Source organism: Flavobacterium cauense R2A-7 (assembly GCF_000498475.1).
Lineage (GTDB): Bacteria > Bacteroidota > Bacteroidia > Flavobacteriales > Flavobacteriaceae > Flavobacterium > Flavobacterium cauense.
The window spans coordinates 548,364-574,091 of record NZ_AVBI01000001.1 but is presented as its reverse complement, the minus strand read 5'-3'; the positions used below and the strand labels follow the sequence as shown (position 1 = coordinate 574,091).

Genomic DNA, 25,728 nt, shown 5'->3' with positions numbered 1-25,728 from the left:
GACATAAGGCTTCGGAATTGGTCGTATAAAATTCGGAATTCTTTTGCTTTCGGCTATCGTTTGAATCTAAAAACACAGCTATGGACATACAAAAAGTCTTCAAAAACAACGAAAAGTGGATTGGTGAAAAACTGGCGCTAGATTCCAATTATTTCAAAAATTTATCGAAAGGACAAAATCCGGAAATTCTCTATATCGGATGTTCGGACAGCAGAGTAACCGCGGAAGAATTAATGGGCGTACAACCCGGAGAAGTCTTCGTACACCGGAATATTGCCAACATGGTTATCAGTATCGATATGAATGTGATGTCAGTACTGAATTATGCCGTGAACCATCTGAAAGTAAACCATGTAGTAGTGTGTGGCCATTATTTCTGCGGCGGCGTAAAAGCAGCCATGAAAGCGGAAGATTTGGGAATTTTGAATCCGTGGTTGCGAAACATACGCGACGTGTATCGATTGCATAAAAAAGAACTGAACGCCATTCCCGATGAAAACGACCGTTACAACCGACTGGTAGAACTCAACGTTCAGGAACAATGCGTCAACCTGCTCAAAACGGCCGACGTTCAAAAAGCCTATAAAGAACGAAATTTACAGGTGCACGGTTGGGTATTTGACATCCACTCAGGAAAATTAATCGACCTGAACATCAACCTTGAAGAAGTGTTGAAAGGCATCATGGAAATTTACGATTTGGGATAACCCTAATACGTTTCCCCTGCCCCACCGCCACTAAAACCACCGCCACCAAAAGGCATATTCTCCTGCCCGGCAACTGGTTTGACATCAACTTGTGCATTGACAAGCAGTGCCTGTGCGTTTAAAATAAGGTTGGTGTCGGCACTTCGGTCGGGTTTAAAAGTAACGCCGGTTTCCTTATCCTTCAAAAGGCGTATCGCTGCGAAAACAATGGCAAAAAGCACGATTCCGCCAAGCAGTAAAGCGATTTCCAAGGGCATCAACTGATAATAATACCGGATGGTGAAAAAGGAATACCCAAGTGTTAAGATGCCCACAATCAGCATCATCCGGTCTTTTGTGTAAATGGAATAACCGATATAAAACAACGGAACAAGGAATGTTAAGCCGTAAAACAGGAACGCGAGCGGAATGTCGGCTCCTTCTTCCACCGTGATATTCATCAGGCTTTGTGACAATTCCCGAACAACCATATAATTCAGTGAAAAATAACCCAACACCAAGCCAAACACTTTTGTGACAAGCAGCGCATTCGTATAAAGGTAGTTTTTCGGATTCAAATGCAGTTTTCGGTAAACAAAATAAATTCCAATCGCCAAAAGGAATCCTACGAAAGGCAAAAACAGCGTAGCCATAAGATGCTGTTCGGTAATCAAATTGAACAACAATCCGACCAATCCGATACAACTTATTAAAGCCGAAAGCGTATGTACGTAACGGATGCAACACACCAATCCAAGTACAACCATCGCCATAAAAACCAGCAGGGAATCTTCGAAACTAATTCCGATAGCGGCATAAAAAGCACCTTGCATCGACAAAATAAACGCATCGTCCAATCCGTGTTTATGGTACTTTTTGGCGGCTAAGAATTCGGTGCCCACCAGTCCGATAAGCGCATAAAAATAGACCATCACTTTATAATTGTTTTCCAAAAGCGGCATAAACAGCATGATTACCGAGCCCATCACAGAGGAAAATAAAAAGCAACCCAACAGAAAAAAACCTATTCGCACCAATATATTCCGATTGGACTGCAACAAAGGAAGTTGCGTGGCAATATCAGCCAATTGCGATTTGGAGATAAATTTCATTTTGTACAAGTTCTTGGCTTCTGAAACCAAAAAACTGTTCGCTAAAAGTTCTTTATTGTAAGCCAGCATTTTTCTCTTTATTAAAATCACGTACCAATTTGATGAACAACACTATAGATCCGATGACATACACCGGGGAAAGGATAATGATAAAATCGAATATATTAAACGGATCGAGAAAATCAACGCATTTGAACAACAGGATATTAAAACCAATGTAACCGTAAATCAAAGCAAAAACAAAAAGAGAAGTCGCCTTGAGTTTATGGCTTACGGTATAAAAATAATAGCAGAATCCCACCAGAAAAGGAATGAAAAGCCACCAATTCATCTCCAACAAACCAGCAACAATACTGACGCCCAACAAATGCTGCGCAAAGGTGAAATAGACAAAATGAAAATGCTTTTTCAGGTTTTCCCGCATGGAATACACGGTCCAAAGCACGATTAAAATACCGAGTGCCAAACCGTAATAGCTTAAAGTCGGATTGGAATAAATTTCATTTTGGAAAACGGTTTTCGGCGTAAGGGTGATGCCGACAAAAGCCGCCAAAGCTGTAATCGCCATCGAAAGCACCATCCGGCTGTCGAAATAATACGCGATTCCGAAGCAAAATATAGCCGAGAAAAGCGAAACCAAACTGAAATCGCTACCGAAAATACTGTACTGATATTGAAGATAGCCGATGAAAATACACCCCAAAATACTTCCGGTCAACACCACATAATCGTAGATTGGGTTTTCGAAAAGCACTTCATCCCTTGAAAATCCCTTAGCTTTTTTAAAGCTGAAGTACAAACAAACCACCATCAACGCGAAATTTACCGCCAGAATCGCCATGTGCCCGATACTGTCGATGTTTTTGTAGATTAAGGTTCCTACACCGCCGGTAAACAACAAAACCGACAAATACAACAGAAAAAGCAATTCGGTATGGAGCGAAAAAAGGCCCAACTGCTTATATTCTTTTATTTCTTTTTGCTGTGCTTCGGTAACAAAACCAAGCTTCACGAGCTTTTCTACGCTTTCTTCGGAATGTTGTTCCATTCGGTTTGAATTTGATGTATTTCAAATATACAAAAAAGTCTTACCGTTTCACGGCATAAAAAAAACCGCCATAACGACGGTTTTCTGTTTTTTTCAGGAGAGTTTCAATTACAAATCAAATCCCATGTTCACATTTAGCTTTGTCGCGATGATTTTAGCGATTTTAGCCTTCAATTCCGGTATTTTGATACTGGAGGTCACTTCGCTGGTAAACGCGTACATCAGCAACGCTTTCGCTTCTTTTTTCGGAATACCGCGCTGTTGCATGTAAAACATCGCATCCTCGTCCAATTGTCCAATCGTACAACCGTGGGAACATTTTACGTCATCGGCAAAAATTTCCAATTGCGGTTTGGCGTTGATAGTAGCTTTATCACTTAATAAAATATTGTTGTTCTGTTGGAACGCATCGGTTTTCTGGGCTTCTTTTTCCACGAAAATTTTTCCGTTGAAAACGCCATTCGACTGTCCGTCCAGAATCGTTTTATAATTCTGATGGCTTTCGCAATTTGGTGTCGCATGTTGCACCAAGGTGTAATGGTCTACGTGCTGCTTGTCGCCGATAATTGTAATGCCTTTCAAAGTCGAATCGATACGCTCGCCCTGATGGTAGAAATTCAGGTTGTTTCGTGTGATGTTTCCACCAAACGAGAATGTGTGTACCGCAACACGGCTTTCCTGTTTTTGGGCAATATAGGTATTGTCAATCAGATTCGCGGTTTGCACGTCGTTTTGTACTTTGTAGTAATCCACAATAGCGCGTTTTTGAGCAAAAATTTCGGTTACCGAATTCGTTAATACCGGATTTTCATTCAGACTTTGGTGACGTTCCACGATTTGTACATGAGCGTTTTCCCCAACAATCACCAAGTTTCTCGGTTGCACCATTAAAGCCGCTTCGTTTCCGGTAGAGAAATAGATGATTTCAATCGGTTTTTCAACCACTTTACTTTTCGGGATATTGATGTAGGCACCTTCCAAAGCAAATGCCGTATTCAAAGTCGTTAAACTTTCTTCTTTGCTGGCAATCTGATTGAAATACGTGTCAATCACCATTTTATATTTGGGTTTGGTCAACGCCGAAGCCATTAAACAAACGTCCAGTCCGTCGTGGGTCGTAGAAGACAAAAACGAACTGAAAACCCCGTCAATAAAAACCACTTTATAGGTATCGATTTCGTGTAAAAAATATTTTTTTACGTCTTTGAATTCGATGGAGTTCTCTTTTTTCGGAAATACGCTGAAATCGTTTTTCAGTACTGCATTCAGCGAAGTGTATTTCCAGGCTTCCTCTTTTTTGGTTGGAAAGCCTTTGTTTTCGAAGTTTTTAATCGCCTGACTTCGTATTGCATGAAGTTCATCATCAGCTTCGATTTTTCCTTCGAAGGCCATAAATGATGAAACTAATTTTTCTTTTAAATCCATATTTTAGTTGTCGGTTGTCGGGTTGTCGGTTATCAGTATCTGAACACTGTAAACTGCGACTGCCAACTAATTTTATGCTTCTTGTTCTTGTTTAATCCAGTCGTATCCTTTTTCTTCCAGTTCCAATGCCAAATCAGCACCACCGGTTTTCACGATTTTACCGTCCATTAAAACATGAACGAAATCAGGAATGATATAATCCAGCAAACGTTGGTAGTGCGTGATTACCAACACCGCGTTGTTTTCGTTTTTCAGTTTGTTCACCCCGTTGGCTACGATACGCAACGCATCAATATCCAAACCGGAATCCGTTTCGTCCAGAATGGCGATTTTTGGCTCCAACATCGCCATTTGGAAAATTTCGTTACGTTTCTTTTCACCACCCGAGAAACCTTCGTTTAACGAACGCGATAAAAACTTACGGTCCATTTCCAATAATTCCGATTTCTCGCGGATCATTTTCAGCATTTCATTGGCCGGCATTTCGGTCTGACCGTTGGCTTTGCGTTTTTCGTTAATCGCGGTTTTGATGAAATTCGTTACCGAAACCCCCGGGATTTCCACCGGATACTGAAACGATAAGAATACGCCTTTGTGCGCTCTTTCTTCCGGCGCTAATTCGGATAAATCTTCCCCATCCAAAACGATTTCCCCGTCGGTTACTTCGTAGGTTTCGTTTCCGGCAATGATAGATGAAAGTGTACTTTTTCCGGCACCGTTAGGTCCCATGATGGCGTGTACTTCACCGGCTTTTATTTCAAGATTGATTCCTTTTAATATTTCTTTGTCTTCAACACTTGCGTGTAGATTGCTGATTTTTAACATTTTATTCTTTTATTTTAAACCATTTAAGGTATTAAGATTCATATGATTTATCCAACACTTCCTTCAAGAGAAATTTCCAATAATTTCTGAGCTTCCACGGCGAATTCCATTGGTAACTTGTTCAAGACTTCGCGACTGAAACCGTTTACGATAAGCGCGATGGCTTTTTCGGTTGGGATTCCGCGTTGGTTGCAATAGAATACCTGATCTTCTCCGATTTTCGAAGTCGTTGCCTCGTGCTCGATTTTCGCCGAAGTATTTTTCGATTCGATGTACGGGAACGTGTGTGCACCACAGTTATTTCCCATCAGTAACGAGTCACATTGCGAGAAGTTACGCGCGTTATCGGCTCTGGATCCGATTTGCACCAATCCGCGGTAGCTGTTTTGTGATTTACCGGCAGAAATACCTTTGGAAATGATTGTCGACTTGGTGTTTTTACCCAAGTGCACCATTTTGGTTCCGGTATCGGCCTGTTGGAAGTTATTGGTAACGGCAATCGAATAAAATTCTCCGATGGAGTTATCGCCTTTCAGGATACACGAAGGATATTTCCAGGTTACAGCAGAACCGGTTTCCACCTGCGTCCACGAGATTTTTGCGCCTTTTTCACACAAACCTCTTTTGGTCACAAAATTGAAAACCCCGCCTTTTCCTTCTTTATTTCCCGGATACCAGTTTTGAACGGTAGAATATTTGATTTCGGCATTGTCCATCGCAATCAGCTCAACAACAGCAGCGTGCAACTGATTTTCATCACGACTTGGTGCGGTACAACCTTCTAAGTAGGAAACATAACTGCCTTCATCAGCAATTAACAACGTTCTTTCGAACTGACCCGTTCCCCCTTGATTGATTCGGAAATAAGTGGACAATTCCATCGGGCAACGAACGCCTTTGGGAATGTAACAGAACGAACCATCTGAAAAAACAGCAGAGTTTAAAGCGGCATAAAAATTATCTTTCTGCGGAACCACGGTGCCTAAATGTTTGCGCACCAATTCCGGATGTTCTTTAATTGCTTCGGAAATCGAACAGAAAATGATGCCTTTTTCATTCAGGGTTTTCTTGAAGGTAGTTGCCACAGAAACCGAATCCACCACGATATCAATCGCCACGTTATTCATTCGTTTCTGTTCGTCTACCGAAATCCCTAACTTTTTGTACATCGCCAAAAGTTCCGGATCCACATCGTCTAACGTCTTATTAGGATCGGCTTTTTTGGGTGCCGAATAATACGAAATCGCCTGAAAATCGGGTTTGTCATAATGCACGTTGGCCCACTCCGGCTCAATCATTTCCTGCCAGGCACGAAACGCTTCCAAACGCCATTCGGTCATCCATTCCGGCTCTTCTTTTTTCAGGGAAATGGCACGAACGATGTCTTCGTTTAACCCAACCGGAAACGTCTCCGATTCCAGTTCGGTATAAAACCCGTATTCGTATTCTTTATTTTCTAATTCGACCTTTAAGTCGTCTTCAGTATACTTGCTCATTATTTTGTCTTAAATTTTAAAAGCCCGATTCGCATCCGGCTTTATATCGGATTAAAGCGAAAAACTCTCTCCGCACCCGCAGGTTCTGTTTGCATTCGGATTGTTAAACACGAATCCTTTTCCGTTCAGTCCGCCCGAATATTCTAAGGTTGTTCCCACCAAATACAGGAAGCTCTTTTTGTCTACCGCAATTTTTATATCGTTGTCTTCAAACACTTTATCATCTTCCCCTAAAGCTTTGTCAAACTTTAAATCATACGAAAGTCCAGAACATCCGCCACTTTTCACACCCACACGAACATAATCGGTCGCGGTGCTGAAACCGTCATCTTCCATTAAAAGTGCGATTCTTTTTTTTGCTGTTTCAGATACTTTAATCATAATGTTTATACAGATTAATTCTAATTTAGGGCAAAGATATTACAATTAAAGCTTTTTACCATACTAGCTAACATTTTTATAACTTATTACGATATAGTCGTTTCTTATGCTGCTTTTTAGATTGCCCATTCGCGTAATAATTGCTAATTTGCAGGCATATTTAAACTACTGAAAAATGAAACTTTACCCTATAGAAGCCGGAAATTTCAAATTGGACGGTGGCGCCATGTTTGGAGTCGTGCCCAAAACCATCTGGAACAAAACCAATCCGGCCGACGAAAATAATTTAATCGATATCGCCGCACGTTGCCTCTTAATCGAAGATGGAAACCGTCTTATTCTGATTGATACCGGCATGGGCAACAAACAATCGGAGAAATTTTTTGGTTATTATTCGCTTTGGGGCGACCATTCTCTAGACAAATCCTTGGCGGCCAAAGGTTTTCACCGCGACGATGTTACCGATGTATTCATGACGCACCTGCATTTCGACCACTGCGGCGGTAGCGTGAACTGGAACAAAGACCGCACCGGTTACGAAGTCGCCTTCAAAAATGCCACCTTCTGGAGCAACGACAACCATTGGGAATGGGCCACCAAACCCAACGCGCGTGAAAAAGCATCGTTTTTACATGAAAACATTATTCCGATGCAGGAAAGCGGCCAGCTGAAATTCATCAACCGACCGGAAGGCGATTTTTTGGAACAATCGGAATTGGGCTTCGGGATTTTCTTTGCCGACGGTCATACCGAAAAACAAATGCTGCCGCACATCAATTATAACGGAAAAACCATCGTTTTCTGTGCCGATTTATTAGCCACCGCCGGACATATTCCGATTCCGTATGTGATGGGATACGACACGCGCCCCTTGTTAACGATGAATGAAAGAACAAAATTCATGAACGCTGCGGCCGACAACAATTACTATTTGTTTTTGGAGCATGATGCGCACAACCAAATCATCACCGTGGAAAAAACCGAAAAAGGCGTACGCTTGAAAGACGTTTTCACCTGTGAAGATATTCTTGGATAAATTTTGAACAGCTTTCTTTTCAACACATTAGAAAGCTGTTAATTTTATATTAAAACTTAATTGATATATCAATTATTTTAAAATCATTCCTAACTTTGAATAAAGAAATCGTTCGTGGAAAAATTAAACAATATTATTTTTTACAACATTGATCATAGTATCCGATTGTACCGAATGTATGCACAGAAAAAATTGCGCGAACACGGTTTTAAAATCACCATCGATCAATGGCTGGTTATCAAATGTATTCTGGAAAATCCAACGATTACGCAGCATGAATTGAGCGAATTGGTTTTTAAAGACAACGCGTCGGTTACAAGAATTATCGACTTGCTGATAAAAGCCAATTATCTGGAGAAAGAAATCAATCCGGACGACCGGCGAAAATTTATCCTTCAGGTGACCAAATCGGGGGAAGAAATTATCAAAAATGTTCAGGAAATCATATTGCAGAATCGCAATAAAGCACTGAAAGGAATCGACGCCAAAGAATTGGAAATCGCCGATGCCGTGCTAAGAAAAATAATTACAAATTGTAAATAATACCATCAGTCAGAAGATCATCAATCAAAAAACGAACCGTTATGATTAAGCTTGTTCTATATCTAATCACTGTAGTTATCACAGCAATGAGCTATCTTTTTATCTAAAGAAGCTCATTTTTTTATTTTTCCCATTTAAATCAGTTAATAAAACTGTAACTTGCCATTAGTTCAAATTAATGGTTAATCTTTAATGCTTTTGTAACAAATTAAAATTCTTTAGACTTATTTCAAAACTGAAAATGACTATGACAATATTAAAATCTTATTACCTGTTTGCCGGACTTGCTTTGGCATTGGCAAGCTGCGGAAGTACGCAGAATATGGTTACTACACCAGCCGAAAACATTGACAAAATGCCGATGAAGGTAGGCAAAATTGCTGAAAACGATTTAAAACGATGGAGTCATCTGGATTTAGGCAAAGACACTATTCCGGGAATGAGCGTAGACAAGGCGTATACCCAACTGCTAAAAGGCAAAAAAGGGACAAAAGTGATTGTGGGTGTTGTAGATTCGGGAATTGATATCGATCACGAAGATTTAAAACCGGCCATCTGGACCAATCCGAAAGAAATCGCCGGAAACGGAAAAGATGATGATAATAACGGCTACATCGACGACATTCACGGGTGGAATTTCCTTGGGGATGCCGAACACGAAAACATGGAATACGTCCGTATTTTAAAGAAAGGCGATGATGGTTCCGAAACGTACCGAAGAGCAAAAGCCGAACACGAAAAAGACATGCAGGAAGCCATGCAAGGCAAACAGCAGGTGGATTTCATCTTGGCCGGTGACAAAGCCATTGCCGATCATCTGAAAAAGAAAAACTATACCTTGGATGATGTAAAAAAAATCGAAACTACCGATCCTGCGTTAATGCAATACAAAGGAATGATGATGCAGATTTTGGCACAAACGTCCAAAGAAGAATTCGACAAGGAAATTGAGGAATTCAAAGACTATGTGTACGGACAAATCAATTATCACTTGAACCTTCAATTTGATGGAAGAAAAGTGGTTGGCGACAACCCAGACAACCTCAACGACAAAAAATACGGCAACAATAACGTAATCGGTCCTGAGAAAAAAGGCGCTAAACACGGTACTCACGTAGCCGGAATCATTGCACAAACCCGTAACAACAACAAAGGTGGTGACGGTGTGGCAAGCAATAACGTATACATCATGGCCGTTCGCGCGGTACCGGATGGCGACGAATATGATAAAGACATCGCTTTAGGAATCCGTTATGCGGTAGACAACGGAGCGAAAGTCATCAACGGAAGCTTCGGTAAATACTATTCGGTACACAGAGATTGGGTACACGATGCCATTAAATATGCCGCTTCAAAAGATGTATTGGTAATCTTTGCAGCCGGAAACGAATCGTACGATTTGGATACGATGAACAAATACCCAACCGATTCCTATGACGGACAACCGGAAATCTCCAACAACGTTTTAATCATTGGAGCAACAGCGCCAAGTTATGGTTCGGAAATGGTAGCCGGTTTTTCGAATTACGGAAAAAACAGTGTGGATATTTTCGCTCCGGGTGAAAAAATTTACGCTACCACACCTAGCAATACATACCAATACCTACAGGGAACGTCTATGGCATCGCCAAACGTTGCCGGAGTAGCTGCTTTGATCCGCTCGTACTATCCTAGTCTGACCGCTGCACAGGTTAAACAGATTATTATGGAATCCGGAACAACGCTAACCCAAAAAATTACAGTTGGAGAAGCCAAAGAAGTAAAACCTTTTAACGAAGTTTCCAAATCCGGAAAAATTGTGAACGCTTATAACGCTTTGTTAATGGCCGGCAAGATGGCAAAAAAATAATTATATTTGAACATTGTACAATCGGAAGGGATTATTCCCTTCCTTTTTATTTAAAAAAAAATGAAAAACTATCTTTTATTTTCGCTGTTTGTTTCCTGCGGAATGTTGGCGCAGAAAAACCCTAATCCGGGCTACTGGCAACAACACGCTGATTACAAAATGGAGGTTTCCATGGACGTGAAAACGTATCAGTACAAAGGAAAACAAACGCTGGTGTATACCAACAATTCACCCGACACCTTGCGTCGTGTTTATTTCCATTTGTTCAACAATGCTTTCCAGCCCAACAGCGCGATGGACGCCCGATTAAAATCGATTAAAGATCCCGACGGTCGTATGGTTACCAAAGTAAAAGTTGGCGACAAAGAAGTGAAAGAAAGCCGCATCAGTGCCTTAAAACCGAATGAAATCGGTTATTTAAAAATTGCCAACCTGAAACAGGATGGTTTAAACGCTGCCAATAAAGTGGTCGGAACCATTCTGGAAGTCGACTTAGCAAAACCAATTGTACCAAACAGTTCCGCTACATTCACCATGGATTTTAACGGACAAGTGCCGGTACAAATCCGACGTTCCGGACGCAACAACAAAGAAGGTGTGGAACTTTCCATGTCGCAATGGTACCCAAAGATGGCCGAATACGATTTCGAAGGCTGGCAGGCCGATCCTTACATTGCCCGTGAATTTCATGGCGTTTGGGGGAATTTCGACGTAAAAATTACCATCGCGAAAGACTATATTTTGGGCGGAACCGGCTATCTTCAAAATAAAAATGAAATCGGTTATGGCTATCAGGATTCTGGTGTAATTGTAAATCATCCTAAAAAACCAAAAACTTTAACCTGGCATTTTATCGCGCCAAACGTACATGATTTTACTTGGGCGGCCGATAAAGAGTATCTGCACGACATAGCTCAGGTTCCGGGTGGTGCAACCATCCATTTTCTGTACAAAAACAATCCGAAAATTATCGACAACTGGAAAAAACTGCAACCGGCAACGGTACGCTTAATGGAAATTTACAACACAACGGTTGGAAAATATCCGTACGACCAATATTCGGTTATTCAGGGAGGCGATGGCGGTATGGAGTATGCCATGTGTACGCTGATTCTGGGCGAAGGTACTTTCGATGGATTATTAGGGGTTACCGCACACGAAATGGCGCATTCCTGGTTCCAACACGTATTGGCATCCAACGAAGCAAAAAACGGCTGGATGGATGAAGGTTTCACCACCTGGCTGGAAAACTACGGCTTAAATGAAATCGCCGATAAAAAAGTGGAAAACCCACATGCCGATTCCTATAAAGGTTATTTTATGTTGGTAAAATCAGGGAAAGAACAACCGCAAACCACGCATTCCGACCGTTACGACGAAAACCGTCCGTACAGCATTCAGGCGTACAGCAAAGGGAATATTTTCCTGTCGCAATTGGAATACCTCATCGGAAAAGACAATATGATGAAAACCATCAAAAGATATTATGCCGATTTCAAAATGACACATCCAACGCCAAACGACATCAAGCATACGGCGGAAAAAGTTTCGGGAGCCAATTTAGACTGGTATTTAATGGAATGGACGAAAACCACCAACACCATCGATTACGGCATTAAAGCGGTAGACGAAAACGGAAAAACCACCAAAGTTACTTTGGAAAGAATCGGGAGAATGCCCATGCCGTTAGACATTATGGTCACTTATGAAGACGGTACTCAGGAAAGTGTATATATCCCGCAAACCTTAATGCGCTGGACCAAAGACAACCCGTTCCCGAATGTTAACCGAACGGTTACCGAGGGCTGGGATTGGGCCTATCCAACATTTGAGTTTACTATCAACAAGGAAAAAGGAAACATCAAATCCATCGTCATCGATCCGAAAGAACTGATGGCAGATATCAACAAAACCAATAACAGTTATTCGAAATAAATACCGAAAACCATAAAAAAACCGCAACTTAATGAGTTGCGGTTTTTTATTTTAATGCAGGTAGAATTTCTTAACCTTGGCCACAATCTCATTCAGGCTCATTTTATCCGCGCTTTCCACCGCTTTCAATTTGGCTGAAATATTCGATTTGGATTCATTAATCATTTTGCTGAGTTCGGTTTTGGTTTCGGCCGGGCCAAAAACATACAATTCATCCGCATATTTGGTATGATTGACCACATCTTCCAAAAAATCATGCAGCTGATGCTTGCGTCGGGCTTCAAATTTGCGCTCATCGTTTACATGCTGTCGCCCCATAAAGGCGCCTTTATTTCCGCCGTGATCGTGATAAATGCGGTTTTCCATAGAGGAATCTACTTCGGTAACTTTTTCTTTTCCGTCCTGAAGGGTAACCAAAATCGCTCTCGATGAGTCAATCCAGATACCGGTTTGTCTTGCTGTTTTCATAATTTGTCGAGTTATTTTGAACATTTTCCATACTTGTTTTCTGTAAAAAAAACGGAAACCAATTACATTTATTGAAATTATAAAACATTATATATCAATATCTTACCTCTAAATTTACAAAAAAAGTGAAACGCACCTAAATTTCAAAAGTTAATATCGCCAAGCGGCACAACATCCCGATAAAAAGAAAAAAAGGCAATCCGGAATAGCATTTTCATTTCGGAGTTGAACTTCGTATCTTTGCCCGAAATGAAGAACACCTACCCGAAGCACGAAAAGCTCAAAAGCAAAACCACCATCGATTTACTGTTTTCCGAAGGGAAATCGGTATCGAAATATCCGTTGCGGTTGGTGTATGTTCCTGCTGTTTTGGAAAATGAAGAACGCATTAAATTTGGCGTTTCGGTTTCCAAAAAATACTTCAAAAAAGCGGTAGACCGCAATTATTTCAAACGGGTACTGCGTGAAACCTATCGTCTGAACAAAGAATTGCTTTTGGAAAACATGGTACAACCGTATGCTTTCATGTTTTTCTACCAAACCAAAGACAAGCTCACCTATTCCGAAATCAACGAAAAAACGATTCAGTTGTTTCAGAAGTTTGTGGAAGCCACCAAATCTGAGAGTAAATAATTTCTGAATAAAGCGTACTTTTTTCAGCTGCTTTTGCGTTACTACCTTAAAACCAAAAGCTTATGAGAACGTTATTCCTTTACTTAGCCTTATTACTGATTCCGATGGCCTGCAAAGATGCCGTTTCGGAAGACCGAATGATAACAGTTTCCAAAAATGAGGAAGCGGTAGAAGCTGCCGTCGAAGAAGTTACCATGGAAGCAAGCCTTCCGCCACCGCCAAAAGAAGAGGCCATAATGGATGCCGACAGGGATGTTTCGGAAGATATGTCTGCAGAAAAACCGCTGCAACCCAAAATCATCAAAACCGCAAACCTACGCTTTGAAACCGGCAACCTTGACGAATCATTTGCTCACGTAAAAGAAGCCCTCGTCAAATACAAAGCGACCGTTCAAAATGACGAATCCGGAAAAAATTATGAATCCGTATACCGAAACATTACCCTTCGGGTGCCCAGTGCATCGTTCGATGCTTTTATTGCCGAAATCAGTCAAGGCGTGAAACATTTTGACCGTAAAGAAATCTCAGCAGAGGACGTGACCGAAGAATACATTGATGTGGAAGCCCGTTTGAAAACCAAACGCATACTGGAAAAACGCTATTTCGAATTGCTCGCCAAAGCCTCCAAAATATCGGAAATGCTGGAAATCGAAAAAGAACTTTCTGCGATCCGCGAAGAAATCGAAGCCAAAGAAGGTCGCTTAAAATACCTGAAAAATCAGGTTTCGATGAGCACGGTCAATTTGGAAATGTACACTTCTAACCCTTTTCAAAGCGGTGCCACAGTTTCCTATTTCGGAAAAATGGGCAATGCGGTAAAAGGCGGTTTCAACAACATCGCAACTTTCTTTCTCGGAATGTTACACGTTTGGCCTTTTATACTTATTTTCGTAGCAGGGTTCCTCTTCCTTCGAAGACGCTTCCGACGAAAAACAACTTGAAAATGACATCATTACTGAAAAAAAGATACGTTATCCCGGTATTGGCCAGCGGATTTTTGTTTGTGGGCGTAAGTTTCAAACAGGACTTTTTTGAAATCGCCAAACAAATTGAAATCTTCACCACGCTTTTTAAAACCGTGAATCAGAATTACGTAGACGAAGTGAATCCGGGCGAACTGATGGACAAAGCCATCAAAAGCATGTTGGCCGATTTGGATCCGTACACGAACTACTTCAACGAGCAGGATGTGGCGCGTTTTAAAATCAATTCCACCGGAGAATACACAGGAATTGGCGCCATGATTAACCGCAAAGATGGTCGTTTGATTGTAGTGGAGCCCTATAAAAATTTCCCGGCCGACAAAGCCGGATTGAAAGCCGGAGATGAAATCATTCAGATTGGCGATGTGAACCTGGTGGATTTCAAAGAAGATGCCGGAACGCTTTTACGCGGGGCAAAAAATACCAAAGTCGACATCAAATACAAACGTCAGGGAAAACTCCTTACCACTCAAATCATTCTGGATGAAGTGGATGTAAAAGCGGTTCCTTTTTATTCCTTGCTTTCGGATAAAACTACGGGGTACATCGTATTGTCGCAATTCAATGCCAAAGCTTCAACCGAAGTGAAAGACGCATTAACCAAGTTAAAAGGGGAAGGCGCTACCAAAATTATCCTTGATTTACGCGGAAATCCAGGTGGTTTGTTGCACGAAGCGGTGAACATCTGCAATCTTTTCGTACCGCAAAATGAGGTAATTGTAACTACAAAATCCAAAACCGACAAACACAACAATACCTACAAAACGCAGAAAAACCCAATCGATCTGGAAATTCCGTTGGTCGTTTTAGTGGATGGTAAAAGTGCTTCGGCTTCCGAAATTGTAGCCGGTGCATTACAGGATTTGGACAGAGCGGTGATTGTAGGAACGAGAAGTTTCGGAAAAGGGTTGGTGCAACGCCCACTGGATCTAACCTACGGCACGCAGGTAAAAGTAACCATTTCAAGATATTATACGCCTTCCGGACGTTGCATACAGGCTTTGGATTATGCACACAAAGACAAGGACGGAAAAGCCATTCGTACCGAATCTAAAAATTACAACGCTTTTAAAACCCGAAAAGGAAGAACCGTTTACGACGGCGGTGGCATCCAACCCGATGTGGAACTGGCCGAAGCCAAACAAAGTACCATTGCTGCTGCCTTATTAAAAAGCGACGGGATTTTCAATTTCGCCACCGATTATTTCTACAAACATCCAAATCTGGGAACCACAATCCCGACGTTAACCGATGCTGATTTCGAAGCCTTTAAAGCCTTCCTGAAAAAGGACAACTTCCAATTGGATACCGAAACCGAAATCGCACTGAAAAACACATTGGAAATTGCCAAAAAAGAAAAAATCGACGAATCGATTAAAGCGGAATACCAACAATTGCTTACTGCGCTCCAACGCAGTGAAGAAAAAGAACTGGAGAAAAACAAAGCGGAAATTAAAGATTTACTGTTGGACGAAATCATAAAAAGATACCAATACCGTGAAGGATTGTACCAGTATTACACCAAAAGCAATCCTGAAATCAGCAAAGCGGTAACCGTATTAAACAATACGGCAGAATATAATAAAATTCTGAAAAATTAAATTTAATGCGGTTTTTCGTTTCCGCTATCTTTTTTATGATAATTTTGTGCATATTTAAATTTTCAAAAAGTGAGTTCACACAGCAGTAACCATCTGAACAAATTAACTTTAGGCGGTTTAATTGTAACCTTAGGGATTATTTACGGCGACATCGGTACGTCGCCGCTTTACGTAATGAAAGCCATTGTTGGCAAACAGGCGATTAATCCCGATGTTGTTTTGGGTGCTATTTCCTGTATTTTCTGGACTTTAACCCTACAAACTACTTTCAAATATGTTATCCTAACCCTTAGAGCTGACAACAAAGGGGAAGGTGGGATTTTTTCACTGTATACTTTAGTCAAAAAACTCAAGAAAAAATGGCTTATTGTTCCTGCCATTATCGGAGGAAGTGCGCTTTTGGCGGATGGAATCATCACACCGCCTATCTCGGTTTCTTCGGCTATTGAAGGACTGAAAACCTATAACCACGATTTAAACACGATTCCGATTGTTATCGCTATCCTGTTCATTCTCTTTTTCATACAGCGTTTCGGAACCAAATTTGTCGGGAAGTTTTTCGGTCCGATGATGCTGCTTTGGTTTGGAATGTTGGGCGTTTTGGGCGCAATTCATCTTTTCGGAAACATTTCCGTTCTAAAAGCGCTGAATCCTTACTATGCCATTCATTTACTCAAAGTACACCACGAAGGTTTTTATGTGTTGGGGTATGTGTTCCTTTGTACCACCGGTGCCGAAGCATTGTACAGTGACTTGGGACATTGCGGGATTAAAAACATCCGCATCAGCTGGATTTTCGTAAAAACCATGTTGGTCATCAACTATTTCGGACAAGGTGCTTATCTGATTGCCAACAGCGGAAAAACACTTACCGAATTAAGCGGAAACGCAAGCAATCCCGGGAACCCGTTTTATCTGGTAATGCCGGATTGGTTCTTACCGTTCGGAATCGCCATTGCGACTTCGGCTGCGGTTATTGCGTCTCAAGCCTTAATCAGCGGTTCATTCACCCTGATTTCCGAAGCGATGCGCTTGAATTTATGGCCAAAAGTAAAAGTGAAATACCCAACCGAACTGAAAGGACAATTGTACATTCCGTCCATCAACTGGTTGTTGTTCATCGGCTGTGTCTTCATCGTAGTGCATTTCGAAGAATCCGGAAACATGGAAGCTGCTTATGGTTTGGCCATTGTTTTGTGTATGATCATGACCACTATTTTGTTAGGGTTCTTCATGGTCCTAAAACGTTACAATCCGTTTTTCATCGTTTTAGTTTTGGCCACATACCTTTCCATTGAAATTTCGTTCTTCATTGCCAATATCGACAAATTCCCTCACGGCGGTTATGTTTCGGTGTTCATCGCCGGATTGCTGGCCTTTGTAATGGTGGTTTGGTTTACGGCGAAAAAGATCCGAAAAGAGTATACCGAATTTGTTAAAATTGATAACTTCAAAAAAGTGATTTCCGATTTGAGCAACGATCTTTCGATCCCAAAATATGCTACGCATCTGGTGTATTTAACCAATGCAGGGATGAGTGATGAAATTGAATCAAAAATTGTATATTCGATTATACAAAAACGCCCGAAACGCGCTGATATTTATTGGTTTGTTCACGTAAATGTAACCGATGAACCGTATGAAATGGAATACCGTGTGCGCGAAATCGAAAAAGACGACATCATCCGTGTGGATTTTTACCTTGGTTTCAGGGTAGCGCCACGCATCAACCTGCTGTTCAAAAAAGTAGTGCAGGATTTGGTGAAAAACGGCGAAGTGGACATCACCAGCCGTTACGAATCGTTACAGCGCAATAACGTAATTGGCGATTTTAAATTTGTACTGATAGAAAAATTTATTTCATACGACAACGATTTTCCTTGGTATGAACGAATTATTTTAGATATTTACTTCCTTCTGAAAAAAATTAGTTTATCAGAAGAACAGGCATTTGGATTGGACAGTAGTTCCGTAAAGGTGGAACAGTACCCGATTTTGATTCATCCGCCGGCAGAAATTAATTTACATCGTATAAAAGACCGTAGTCATCATCATTAAAATGAAGAAAATCCTTTTCCTATTGCTGTTTATTACCAATCTTGTTTCTGCTCAGGAAGAGGTGGTACATTCCGTTTATTTTGAGTTTGATAAATTCAATCTCGATGAAAAACAAGCTACTGATGTGGTGGCTTTCGTAAAAGCAATTGACACCTCCAGAATCGAAAGTGTACAGATTTACGGGTATTGTGACGACAGAGGAAAAGACGCCTACAATTACAAACTTTCCATGAAACGCGCCAATACCATCAAGGCAAAGTTGATTGAAAAAGGCATCAGGAATATCATTATCGTAACTATTGAAGGCAAAGGCCGTATCTTGATTGACGACGATATCGTGGACAATCTTCCGGAAGTGCGCCAGAAAAACCGTCGTGTCGATGTAGTGATGAATTTTAAACGGGTACCGCCAAAACCGATTCCGGGCGTTTACAAAGACCTGAAAAAAGATTTGGTTGTAGGCGACCGTATTTACCTGGAAAAGATTTTGTTTGACAACGGAAGCAGTAAACTGACGTCAAAATCCAAATTGGAATTGGAACGCGTAGCGCGCATTCTTCACAAATACAAAAACATCGAATTCGAAATTCAAGGACACATTTGCTGTACACCCACTTTTCAACGCGAAGCCATCGACAAAGACACCCGAAAACGAATGTTGTCGATCAATCGCGCAGAAGCAGTATACAAATACCTGATTTTTAAAAGAATCGATAAAAAAAGAATGACGTATAAAGGCTACGGCAATACCCGTCCTTTAGGAAATGGTCCCGATCAAGACCGACGCGTGGAATTGGTTATTACAAAAATATAACGGCTTATGAAGAAATTCGCTACTTTATTTTTTTTATTCGGCCTGACGTTTTGTTATTCGCAAGAGCTGACACAGGTAAAAACCGACAAGTATTCCGTCTATTTTGAATTCGACAAACACAAACTTACCGACGAAGAAGACAAAAGGCTTAATGATTATGTAAAAAGTCTGGGCGACATTGTAATTCTTTCCATCGGACTGGAAGGATTCTGTGACGACAGGGGAAGTATCGAATACAACAGAGCACTTTCACAACGACGTGCCAAAACCGTTTCCGACATCCTTCAGGAAATCGCTTCCAAACAAAAAAACGTGGAAGGGAAAGGAAAAATCGATTTACGGATTACCGAATTGCAATTGAGTGAAGACGAATTGGATGCCACCCGTCAATTGAACCGAAGAGTGGATATCTATCTCGAATATTTTCACAATGATTTTATCGATTTAAGTAAACCGAAAGATTCCTTACCCACGAAAATACAGGTTGAAAACCGTCAGTTGCGTTTAAAAACCTTCGAAGACAAACCGCTGAAAGTAGGCGATATCATTAAACTGAAAGACTTGTATTTTGAAGGTGGCCGCGCTGTTTTGCTACGAAAATCGGAAAAACAACTTGAAAAATTGCTGACAGAACTGCGCAACAATCCGAACTTTAAATTTCAGATTCAGGGGCACGTTTGCTGTATTGATACCGATTATTTCCGTGATGCTGTCGATGAAGATACCGGCATCAGTAACCTGTCTGAAGCTCGGGCGAAAGCCATTTTTGCCTACTTAAAAGCCAACGGTATTCCCGAAGAACGCATGACCTACAAAGGTTTCGGGCGTGATTATCCTTTGGAAGGCGAAAAAGAACGCAACAACAAGCGCGTGGAAATCAGTATTACCAGTATCGATTAAGCTTTTTTCATTTCGATGTGCGGAATATCGTCTTCCAGATACATTTCGCTGGTTTGTATGAAACCGTGATTTTCGTAAAATCGCTGCAGGTACAACTGTGCGGAAATAGTAATTTCCGAAGTACCAAACTGTTCCGAAATTCCTTTAATGGCTTCACGTATCAAATCGTGTCCCCACTTTTTATCGCGATACTCCTGCTTGACAATCACGCGTCCAATAGAGGCAAACTCAAAATAATCTCCGGGCTGAAACAATCGCGCGTAAGCTACCAGCACACCGTCATAAACTCCTAAAAGGTGTAACGCTTTCTCGTCCTTTCCATCAATGTCCTGATAAACGCATTTTTGCTCCACCACAAACACTTCTGAACGCAATTGCAGTATTTGGTATAGTTCAGATAAAGAAAGTGCCTTAAATGGCTTTATTTCGAATTTTGGTTTCATTTTTTCTTGGGTTTTAAAAATTGGATGGATTTAATGATGGATTCCAGTTCAAAAATCATGTCGCGTTTGGTGCTGGACGGATTATAAACAAAACCCTCCACGATAATATACCGCTTGTTTTTCGGGTCGCTGATGGCGTAATTGATAAACGGACCGTTCATAAAATTGTTGGCCAATTCCCAGGTACCGCGGATTTCAAAAGCCTGATGTTCATCGATTTTAGTTTCCGATACGTAGGGATAGTAACTCTCTTCGGTAACCATACTCGATTTGTCCAACATCCCGTGAATGTATTTTCTTCCGACAGAATCCCGAAGTCGTACCGCGTTTTGAACAATTTTTCCGTTCTTGAAAGCCGAATACGGTACCTGGTATACCAACAGACTCGAATTCCCGGACGGAATATCTTTCTTTAACCATACGAATCGGTCTTTGATCAGCGCATAGGAAAAACTGCTTGGAATCTGAAGCGCAATATTAAATTTCTGATTGATTCTCTTATCGTTGAAAAGCGATGCCGCGGTGGTTTTCTGGTTTTCGATTATTTCATAAAACTTAATGCTGCTGATTAATGTTGCGGCATGAAGATCAATCGTTTCAATAATTTCTTTCAGATTGTGTCCGGTAATGTAAAACACGTTTTGCGGTGCCGCGTGCTTGTCCATCACATGTTTGAATTCGGCATCCGGAGCCTTGCTTACCACAAGAATGTTTCTGCCCAACCGTACAGAACTGTCAAAAATTTTAGGAGAATACTGGTTGATGGTAAACAGTGGTTCTTCTTCCTGAAGACCGTCTACCGGAGCGGCGAGTTTTTTCCGAAGCGAATCGCCCACATCGCCATTCCACAAAACATCATCGATAATGACCGAAATCGTGTTGATTTTTCCGGTGGAAGCAGGCAAAACCAAATCGTCCTGCTTGGCTTCTTTGCTACAGGAAAACAAAAGTGAAATTAAAAAGAGGCAGAAAAAAAAATTCGCTTTTCTCACGGTTGATGGTTTGAAAAGCGAATTTACTAAATTATCCGTTGATTTTGAGTTTCATTCCGGGTTGAATGTTGTCTCCTTTGATGTTGTTGAGTTTTTTGATCTCAGCCACTGTAGTGCCTTGCTTTTTGGAAATGCTGATTAAAGAATCGCCTTTCTGCACCACATACATACGTTCTTTTTCGAAACTTCTGGTTTTGATTGAGGTTTTCTTAACTTCTTTTTTATCTTCTTTCTCAACCGCTGCAACCGTTTCTTCAGACGATTGGATTTTTAGTTCCTGACCGGCTTTGATTCCTTCGTCTTCTAGACTGTTCCATTCTTTCAACTGAGCAATCGTAATGTTATTTTTGGCAGCTATCTGTGTTAGGTTCTCCCCTTTTTGTACCACATACATTTTTTCGTTAACCGCAACTTCTGTTTTTGGCTCGGTGCTTTTCACAACCGGTTCCGAAACTTTAAGCGTATCGATTTTTTTCTTTCGTGCCGTTTTCTCGGCAACTACAACCGAAGTTTCGTATTGAATTTTCAGTTTCTGACCCGCATTAACGGAAGTACCTTTAATTTTATTCCATTTCTTCAATTCGGCTATGGAAACATTATTTTTCTCTGAAATCTCCGATAAATTGTCCCCGCGTTTCACGGTGTAGAATTTGGTTTTCAGTTTTTTAACCGCTTTGGTAACCACTTCCTCCTCTTCAGCAGAATTCTGGTTATTCTCCGATGACGCTACAGCCGTTTGAATAGAATCTCTGGTAAAAATTCGTGGTTTTTTAACTTTGAATTCCTGTTTTTCGCGTTTGCTCTCTTCATAATCGATATAAGCATACACTTTATCTTCATTCGAGGTAAAAATCGCCAGTTTGTTTTTCGGTAAACGGATATAATGCGCTTTATCGGAAACAAAAGGGACCACGTTACGCTTGTAAATCGGGTTTAAAAAACGCAACTGTTCTTCCGGCATGTCCAATAAATCAGCAATCTGTTTGAAAGACATTTGCTTTTTAACCATTACCGTATCCGTTTCGAAATACGTGGTTGACGCTTTTTTTGGAACAATTCCGTGCTCTTTTTTGTATTCGTACACATACATCGTCGCGTAAAATGCCGGCAAATAGCCTTGCGTTTCCGGATGCATGTATTTGCGGATGTTCCAGTAATTGGTGTGCCCACCCGAACGACGAATTGCTTTGGAAATGTTTCCCGGTCCGGTATTGTAAGACGCTAAAACCAAATCCCAGTCGCCAAAAATTTTAAACATGTTGGTGAAATACTGGCAAGCGGCTTCTGTAGCTTTCAACGGGTCGTAACGTTCGTCTACATACGAATTGACTTCCAGATTGTACTGTTTTCCGGTTTCATACATGAACTGCCATAAACCGCTCGCCCCTACTCGGGATTTTGCCAACGGGTTCAATGCGGATTCCACAATCGCTAAATATTTGATTTCCAAGGGAAGATCGTATTTGGACAATTTGGATTCGAACATTGGAAAATAATATTCGGATACCGCCATCAAGCGTTCGAAAGCACGCGGACGGTTTTTCAGAAACGATTTGATTACGTTTTCAACGGTTGGGTTGTATTCGACATTGAACGGTGATTTTTCGTCGAGTTTTTTCAGACGTTCTTTTAAAAGATCGGTTGACAAATCATACGAAACCGCTTCACTACTGTTCACTTTAGCGATTTCCGATTGCATTTCGTCAAAAAGTTCCTGATTGTTCAATTCCTTCATCCACATTTCATCAATGCAGTTGCTGGTCTCGTGGTACACAAAGGTTGATTTAATAGAATCAAGATACGATAGCTTTGGGAGCTGAGTAAGTTGCACCTCTTTTTCGGCAGACTCCTGAGCCATTGCGGCGAGAGAGAAAATTCCGAATACCAAGGAAAATGCTTTTATTTTGTTCATACGCGTTATTTTATAACTCATTATCATTCAATCTCTTATCAATAATTACAAACATAATAGCTTATAACTTATAAATTGTTTAAATATTGTTAAAAATTAAAATTTTAACTTAAAATGGCCGCGATTCCGGGTAAGGTTTTACCTTCCAGCATCTCCAGCATCGCCCCGCCACCCGTAGAAACATAGCTCATTTTGGGTTCCAATCCGAACTGTTTTACGGCCGCAACCGAATCACCGCCGCCTACCAATGAAAAGGCGCCGTTTTTGGTTGCTTCGGCAATAAAGTTCCCCAAAGTGATGGTGCCTTCCGCAAATTTTTCCAGTTCAAACACCCCTAACGGACCGTTCCAAAGAATGGTTTTTGAATTTTTGATCACCTCTTTCAGGGCTTCCAATGATTTCGGACCTACGTCTAATCCTTGCCAACCCTCCGGAATATTGTAAACGTCAACGATTTGGGTGTTTGCTTCATTGGAAAACGCATCAGCCGCTACCACATCCACCGGTAAATGAATCTGAACGTTTTTCGCTTTGGCTTTTTCCATGATTTCCAGTGCCAACGCCATTTTATCATCTTCACAAATCGAATTTCCAATGTTCCCGCCCAAGGCTTTGATGAAGGTAAAGGTCATTCCACCTCCGATAATCATGTGGTCGATTTTATCCAACACATTCTCAATCACTGTAATTTTGGAAGATACTTTTGATCCGCCAAGCACAGCAGTAACCGGTTTTTCAGAATTGTTCAACACTTTGTTTAAACTTTCGATTTCTTTCGCCAAAAGCATTCCGAAACATTTGTTATTCGGGAAAAACTGTGCGATAATCGTAGTTGAGGCATGGGCTCGGTGCGCCGTTCCGAAAGCGTCATTCACATAAATGTCGCCCAATTTTGCTAATTTTTCGGCAAAGGCCACATCGCCTTTTTCTTCTTCGGCATAAAAACGAAGGTTTTCCAATAGTAAAACTTCTCCGGGTTGTAAATCCTCAGCAGCTTTTTCCGCTACCTCACCAATACAGTCGGAAGCAAATTTTACCGGAACACCCAAAACTTCAGCCGTTTTTGAAACAATATGCTTTAAAGAATATTTTTCTTCAACGCCTTTGGGTCTTCCCAAGTGCGACATCAAAATAACACTACCCCCGTCTTTCAAAATTTTATCAATCGTTGGTTTTGCCGCTTCGATTCGGTTGGCGTCGGTTACCTTGAAATGATCGTCTAACGGCACATTGAAATCGACACGAATTAGGGCTTTTTTACCAGAAAAATTAAAATTGTTAAGGGTTTTCATCAGGGTGTTATTTTGTTGATTGTTTATTCTTTAATCAGCAAATATACAATTTTTCTTTTTTCAGCCTTTTTTCTTATAAATTTTTAAGAATTTCTCAATGTCTTCAAAATTTCAAACTTTGGAACTTTCTGTTATCTTTGCTTCATGCTATTCAGGGAAATTTTAGGACAACACCACATCAAAAGTCATTTAACCAAAAGTGCCGATTCCGGCAGGATTCCACACGCACAATTGTTTGTGGGCCCCGAAGGATCCGGAACTTTACCTATGGCAATTGCCTATGCGCAATACATTTTGTGTGGCAATGTTTCCGGTGAAAACACCAACGGCAACGAAGCCTGCAACCTAAAATTCGAACATTTTTCGCATCCCGATTTACATTTTGTATTTCCGGTGGCCACGAACGATCAGGTAAAAAGCCATCCGGTCAGTGCCAATTTCATGAAGCAATGGCGCGAGTTTGTTGTCGAAAATCCCTACGGCAGTTTGTTCGAATGGCTGAAATCACTCGGAATCCAAAACAAACAGGGACAGATTGGGGTAGACGAAGCACAGGAAATTATGAAATCGCTTTCGCTGAAAGCCTACGAAGGCGGTTACAAAGTGATGATTATCTGGATGGCCGATAAAATGAATACCGCCACCGCCAATAAATTGTTGAAATTACTGGAAGAACCGCCGCAAAAAACCGTTTTTCTTTTAATTACCGAAAATCAGGACGATATCATGCAGACAATCTTATCGCGCTGTCAGGTCTTGGATTTTCAGGGTTTACCCGAAAGTGTCATTGCCGATGCCTTGGTTTCACGTGAAAATATTGATGAAAAACTGGCGTTGCGCATCGCACACCAATCGCAGGGAAATTTCAACAAAGCATTACATCTTCTGCACAAAGACGAAACCGAATTCCCGTTTGAAGAATGGTTTGTACAATGGGTCCGCGCCGCCTTCCGTGCCAAAGGAAATGCTGCCGCCATTTTGGAGCTGACCTCTTGGAGCGATGAAATTGCGGGTATCGGTCGGGAAGCACAAAAACAGTTTCTGCATTTTTGCGTGGAAATGTTTCGTCAGGCGTTGTTGTTGAATTACCAATCGCCATCGCTGGTGTACATCGAACCAACGGTGGACAAATTCAAACTGGAAAATTTTGCACCTTTTGTGAACGGCAACAACATCAATGAAATTTTCAACGAACTTTCCGATGCGATTTATCACATTGAACGCAACGGAAATGCCAAAATTATTTTAACCGATCTCTCCATAAAACTAACCCGATTAATTCATAAAAAATAACAC

General features: G+C 41.1%; 23 protein-coding genes. 12 read left to right on the top strand and 11 right to left on the bottom strand.

Annotation, left to right across the window (positions count from 1 at the left end; all coding sequences use genetic code 11):
- Nucleotides 1-80: 80 nt before the first annotated feature.
- Nucleotides 81-707 (top strand): carbonic anhydrase, encoded by a 627-nt coding sequence (locus FCR2A7T_RS02615; RefSeq protein ID WP_023569714.1) that lies wholly within the window; start codon nucleotides 81-83, stop codon nucleotides 705-707.
- A gap of 2 nt (nucleotides 708-709) precedes the next feature.
- Here the strand turns inward: FCR2A7T_RS02615 and FCR2A7T_RS02610 are convergent, their stop codons facing one another.
- The 6 genes from FCR2A7T_RS02610 to FCR2A7T_RS02585 all read right to left on the bottom strand — a co-directional run bounded on the left by FCR2A7T_RS02610 (nucleotide 710) and on the right by FCR2A7T_RS02585 (nucleotide 6,973).
- The gene (locus FCR2A7T_RS02610; protein ID WP_131473124.1) at nucleotides 710-1,798 is read right to left on the bottom strand and encodes a hypothetical protein; all 1,089 of its coding nucleotides are present in this window, start codon (nucleotides 1,796-1,798) and stop codon (nucleotides 710-712) included.
- 52 nt (nucleotides 1,799-1,850) lie between these two features.
- Nucleotides 1,851-2,846 (bottom strand): DUF2157 domain-containing protein, encoded by a 996-nt coding sequence (locus FCR2A7T_RS02605; protein WP_035116901.1) that lies wholly within the window; start codon nucleotides 2,844-2,846, stop codon nucleotides 1,851-1,853.
- A gap of 108 nt (nucleotides 2,847-2,954) precedes the next feature.
- Complete coding sequence (gene sufD / locus FCR2A7T_RS02600) at nucleotides 2,955-4,271, bottom strand: Fe-S cluster assembly protein SufD (RefSeq protein ID WP_023569711.1); 1,317 nt, start codon at nucleotides 4,269-4,271, stop codon at nucleotides 2,955-2,957.
- Between the two features lie 72 nt (nucleotides 4,272-4,343).
- Nucleotides 4,344-5,096, bottom strand: a complete 753-nt coding sequence (sufC, locus tag FCR2A7T_RS02595) for a Fe-S cluster assembly ATPase SufC (RefSeq protein WP_023569710.1) — start codon at nucleotides 5,094-5,096, stop codon at nucleotides 4,344-4,346.
- A gap of 47 nt (nucleotides 5,097-5,143) precedes the next feature.
- On the bottom strand, nucleotides 5,144-6,592 hold the full coding sequence (gene sufB, locus FCR2A7T_RS02590; RefSeq protein WP_023569709.1) for a Fe-S cluster assembly protein SufB: 1,449 nt from the start codon (nucleotides 6,590-6,592) through the stop codon (nucleotides 5,144-5,146).
- 51 nt (nucleotides 6,593-6,643) lie between these two features.
- Nucleotides 6,644-6,973, bottom strand: a complete 330-nt coding sequence (locus FCR2A7T_RS02585) for a HesB/IscA family protein (protein ID WP_023569708.1) — start codon at nucleotides 6,971-6,973, stop codon at nucleotides 6,644-6,646.
- A 175-nt stretch (nucleotides 6,974-7,148) separates the two neighbouring features.
- On the opposite strand from FCR2A7T_RS02585, the gene FCR2A7T_RS02580 reads away from it, so the two are divergent.
- The 4 genes from FCR2A7T_RS02580 (at nucleotide 7,149) to FCR2A7T_RS02565 (ending at nucleotide 12,336) form a co-directional block, all read left to right on the top strand.
- Nucleotides 7,149-8,009, top strand: coding sequence for an MBL fold metallo-hydrolase (locus FCR2A7T_RS02580; RefSeq protein ID WP_023569707.1), 861 nt, complete (start codon nucleotides 7,149-7,151; stop codon nucleotides 8,007-8,009).
- A gap of 114 nt (nucleotides 8,010-8,123) precedes the next feature.
- Entirely contained in the window at nucleotides 8,124-8,552 is a 429-nt protein-coding gene (locus FCR2A7T_RS02575; RefSeq protein ID WP_023569706.1) for a MarR family winged helix-turn-helix transcriptional regulator, read from the top strand.
- A gap of 247 nt (nucleotides 8,553-8,799) precedes the next feature.
- Nucleotides 8,800-10,401 carry a S8 family peptidase gene (locus FCR2A7T_RS02570; RefSeq protein WP_035116900.1) on the top strand — a complete coding sequence of 534 codons (1,602 nt, stop codon included), beginning with the start codon at nucleotides 8,800-8,802 and terminating at the stop codon, nucleotides 10,399-10,401.
- Between the two features lie 60 nt (nucleotides 10,402-10,461).
- Nucleotides 10,462-12,336 carry a M1 family metallopeptidase gene (locus tag FCR2A7T_RS02565; protein ID WP_023569704.1) on the top strand — a complete coding sequence of 625 codons (1,875 nt, stop codon included), beginning with the start codon at nucleotides 10,462-10,464 and terminating at the stop codon, nucleotides 12,334-12,336.
- A 51-nt stretch (nucleotides 12,337-12,387) separates the two neighbouring features.
- Here the strand turns inward: FCR2A7T_RS02565 and FCR2A7T_RS02560 are convergent, their stop codons facing one another.
- On the bottom strand, nucleotides 12,388-12,804 hold the full coding sequence (locus FCR2A7T_RS02560; RefSeq protein WP_023569703.1) for a hypothetical protein: 417 nt from the start codon (nucleotides 12,802-12,804) through the stop codon (nucleotides 12,388-12,390).
- Nucleotides 12,805-13,053: 249 nt separating this feature from the next.
- Here FCR2A7T_RS02560 and rnpA point away from each other — a divergent pair, with 249 nt between their 5' ends.
- The 6 genes from rnpA to FCR2A7T_RS14630 all read left to right on the top strand — a co-directional run bounded on the left by rnpA (nucleotide 13,054) and on the right by FCR2A7T_RS14630 (nucleotide 19,793).
- Complete coding sequence (gene rnpA / locus FCR2A7T_RS02555; RefSeq protein ID WP_035116899.1) at nucleotides 13,054-13,437, top strand: ribonuclease P protein component; 384 nt, start codon at nucleotides 13,054-13,056, stop codon at nucleotides 13,435-13,437.
- Between the two features lie 62 nt (nucleotides 13,438-13,499).
- Nucleotides 13,500-14,378, top strand: coding sequence for a DUF4349 domain-containing protein (locus FCR2A7T_RS02550; RefSeq protein ID WP_023569701.1), 879 nt, complete (start codon nucleotides 13,500-13,502; stop codon nucleotides 14,376-14,378).
- A gap of 2 nt (nucleotides 14,379-14,380) precedes the next feature.
- On the top strand, nucleotides 14,381-16,021 hold the full coding sequence (locus FCR2A7T_RS02545) for a S41 family peptidase (protein ID WP_023569700.1): 1,641 nt from the start codon (nucleotides 14,381-14,383) through the stop codon (nucleotides 16,019-16,021).
- Nucleotides 16,022-16,090: 69 nt separating this feature from the next.
- A complete protein-coding gene (locus FCR2A7T_RS02540) occupies nucleotides 16,091-18,079 on the top strand; it encodes a KUP/HAK/KT family potassium transporter (protein WP_023569699.1) in 1,989 nt (662 codons plus the stop codon).
- Nucleotide 18,080: 1 nt separating this feature from the next.
- Nucleotides 18,081-18,893: an OmpA family protein gene (locus tag FCR2A7T_RS02535; RefSeq protein WP_023569698.1), complete on the top strand. Its 813-nt coding sequence runs from the start codon at nucleotides 18,081-18,083 to the stop codon at nucleotides 18,891-18,893.
- A 6-nt stretch (nucleotides 18,894-18,899) separates the two neighbouring features.
- Nucleotides 18,900-19,793, top strand: coding sequence for an OmpA family protein (locus tag FCR2A7T_RS14630; RefSeq protein WP_023569697.1), 894 nt, complete (start codon nucleotides 18,900-18,902; stop codon nucleotides 19,791-19,793).
- Here the strand turns inward: FCR2A7T_RS14630 and FCR2A7T_RS02525 are convergent.
- From FCR2A7T_RS02525 to FCR2A7T_RS02510, 4 genes are all read right to left on the bottom strand, one after another.
- A complete protein-coding gene (locus FCR2A7T_RS02525) occupies nucleotides 19,790-20,236 on the bottom strand; it encodes a GNAT family N-acetyltransferase (protein ID WP_023569696.1) in 447 nt (148 codons plus the stop codon). The two genes, FCR2A7T_RS14630 and FCR2A7T_RS02525, sit on opposite strands and share 4 nt — an antisense overlap.
- The gene (locus tag FCR2A7T_RS02520) at nucleotides 20,233-21,228 is read right to left on the bottom strand and encodes a DUF4837 family protein (protein WP_035116897.1); all 996 of its coding nucleotides are present in this window, start codon (nucleotides 21,226-21,228) and stop codon (nucleotides 20,233-20,235) included. Before FCR2A7T_RS02520 ends, FCR2A7T_RS02525 begins: the two co-directional genes overlap by 4 nt.
- 31 nt (nucleotides 21,229-21,259) lie before the next feature.
- The gene (locus tag FCR2A7T_RS02515) at nucleotides 21,260-23,140 is read right to left on the bottom strand and encodes a LysM peptidoglycan-binding domain-containing protein (RefSeq protein ID WP_023569695.1); all 1,881 of its coding nucleotides are present in this window, start codon (nucleotides 23,138-23,140) and stop codon (nucleotides 21,260-21,262) included.
- A 104-nt stretch (nucleotides 23,141-23,244) separates the two neighbouring features.
- Entirely contained in the window at nucleotides 23,245-24,432 is a 1,188-nt protein-coding gene (locus FCR2A7T_RS02510) for a phosphoglycerate kinase (protein ID WP_023569694.1), read from the bottom strand.
- 144 nt (nucleotides 24,433-24,576) lie between these two features.
- On the opposite strand from FCR2A7T_RS02510, the gene FCR2A7T_RS02505 reads away from it, so the two are divergent.
- Nucleotides 24,577-25,725 carry a DNA polymerase III subunit gene (locus FCR2A7T_RS02505; protein WP_023569693.1) on the top strand — a complete coding sequence of 383 codons (1,149 nt, stop codon included), beginning with the start codon at nucleotides 24,577-24,579 and terminating at the stop codon, nucleotides 25,723-25,725.
- Nucleotides 25,726-25,728 lie beyond the last annotated feature (3 nt).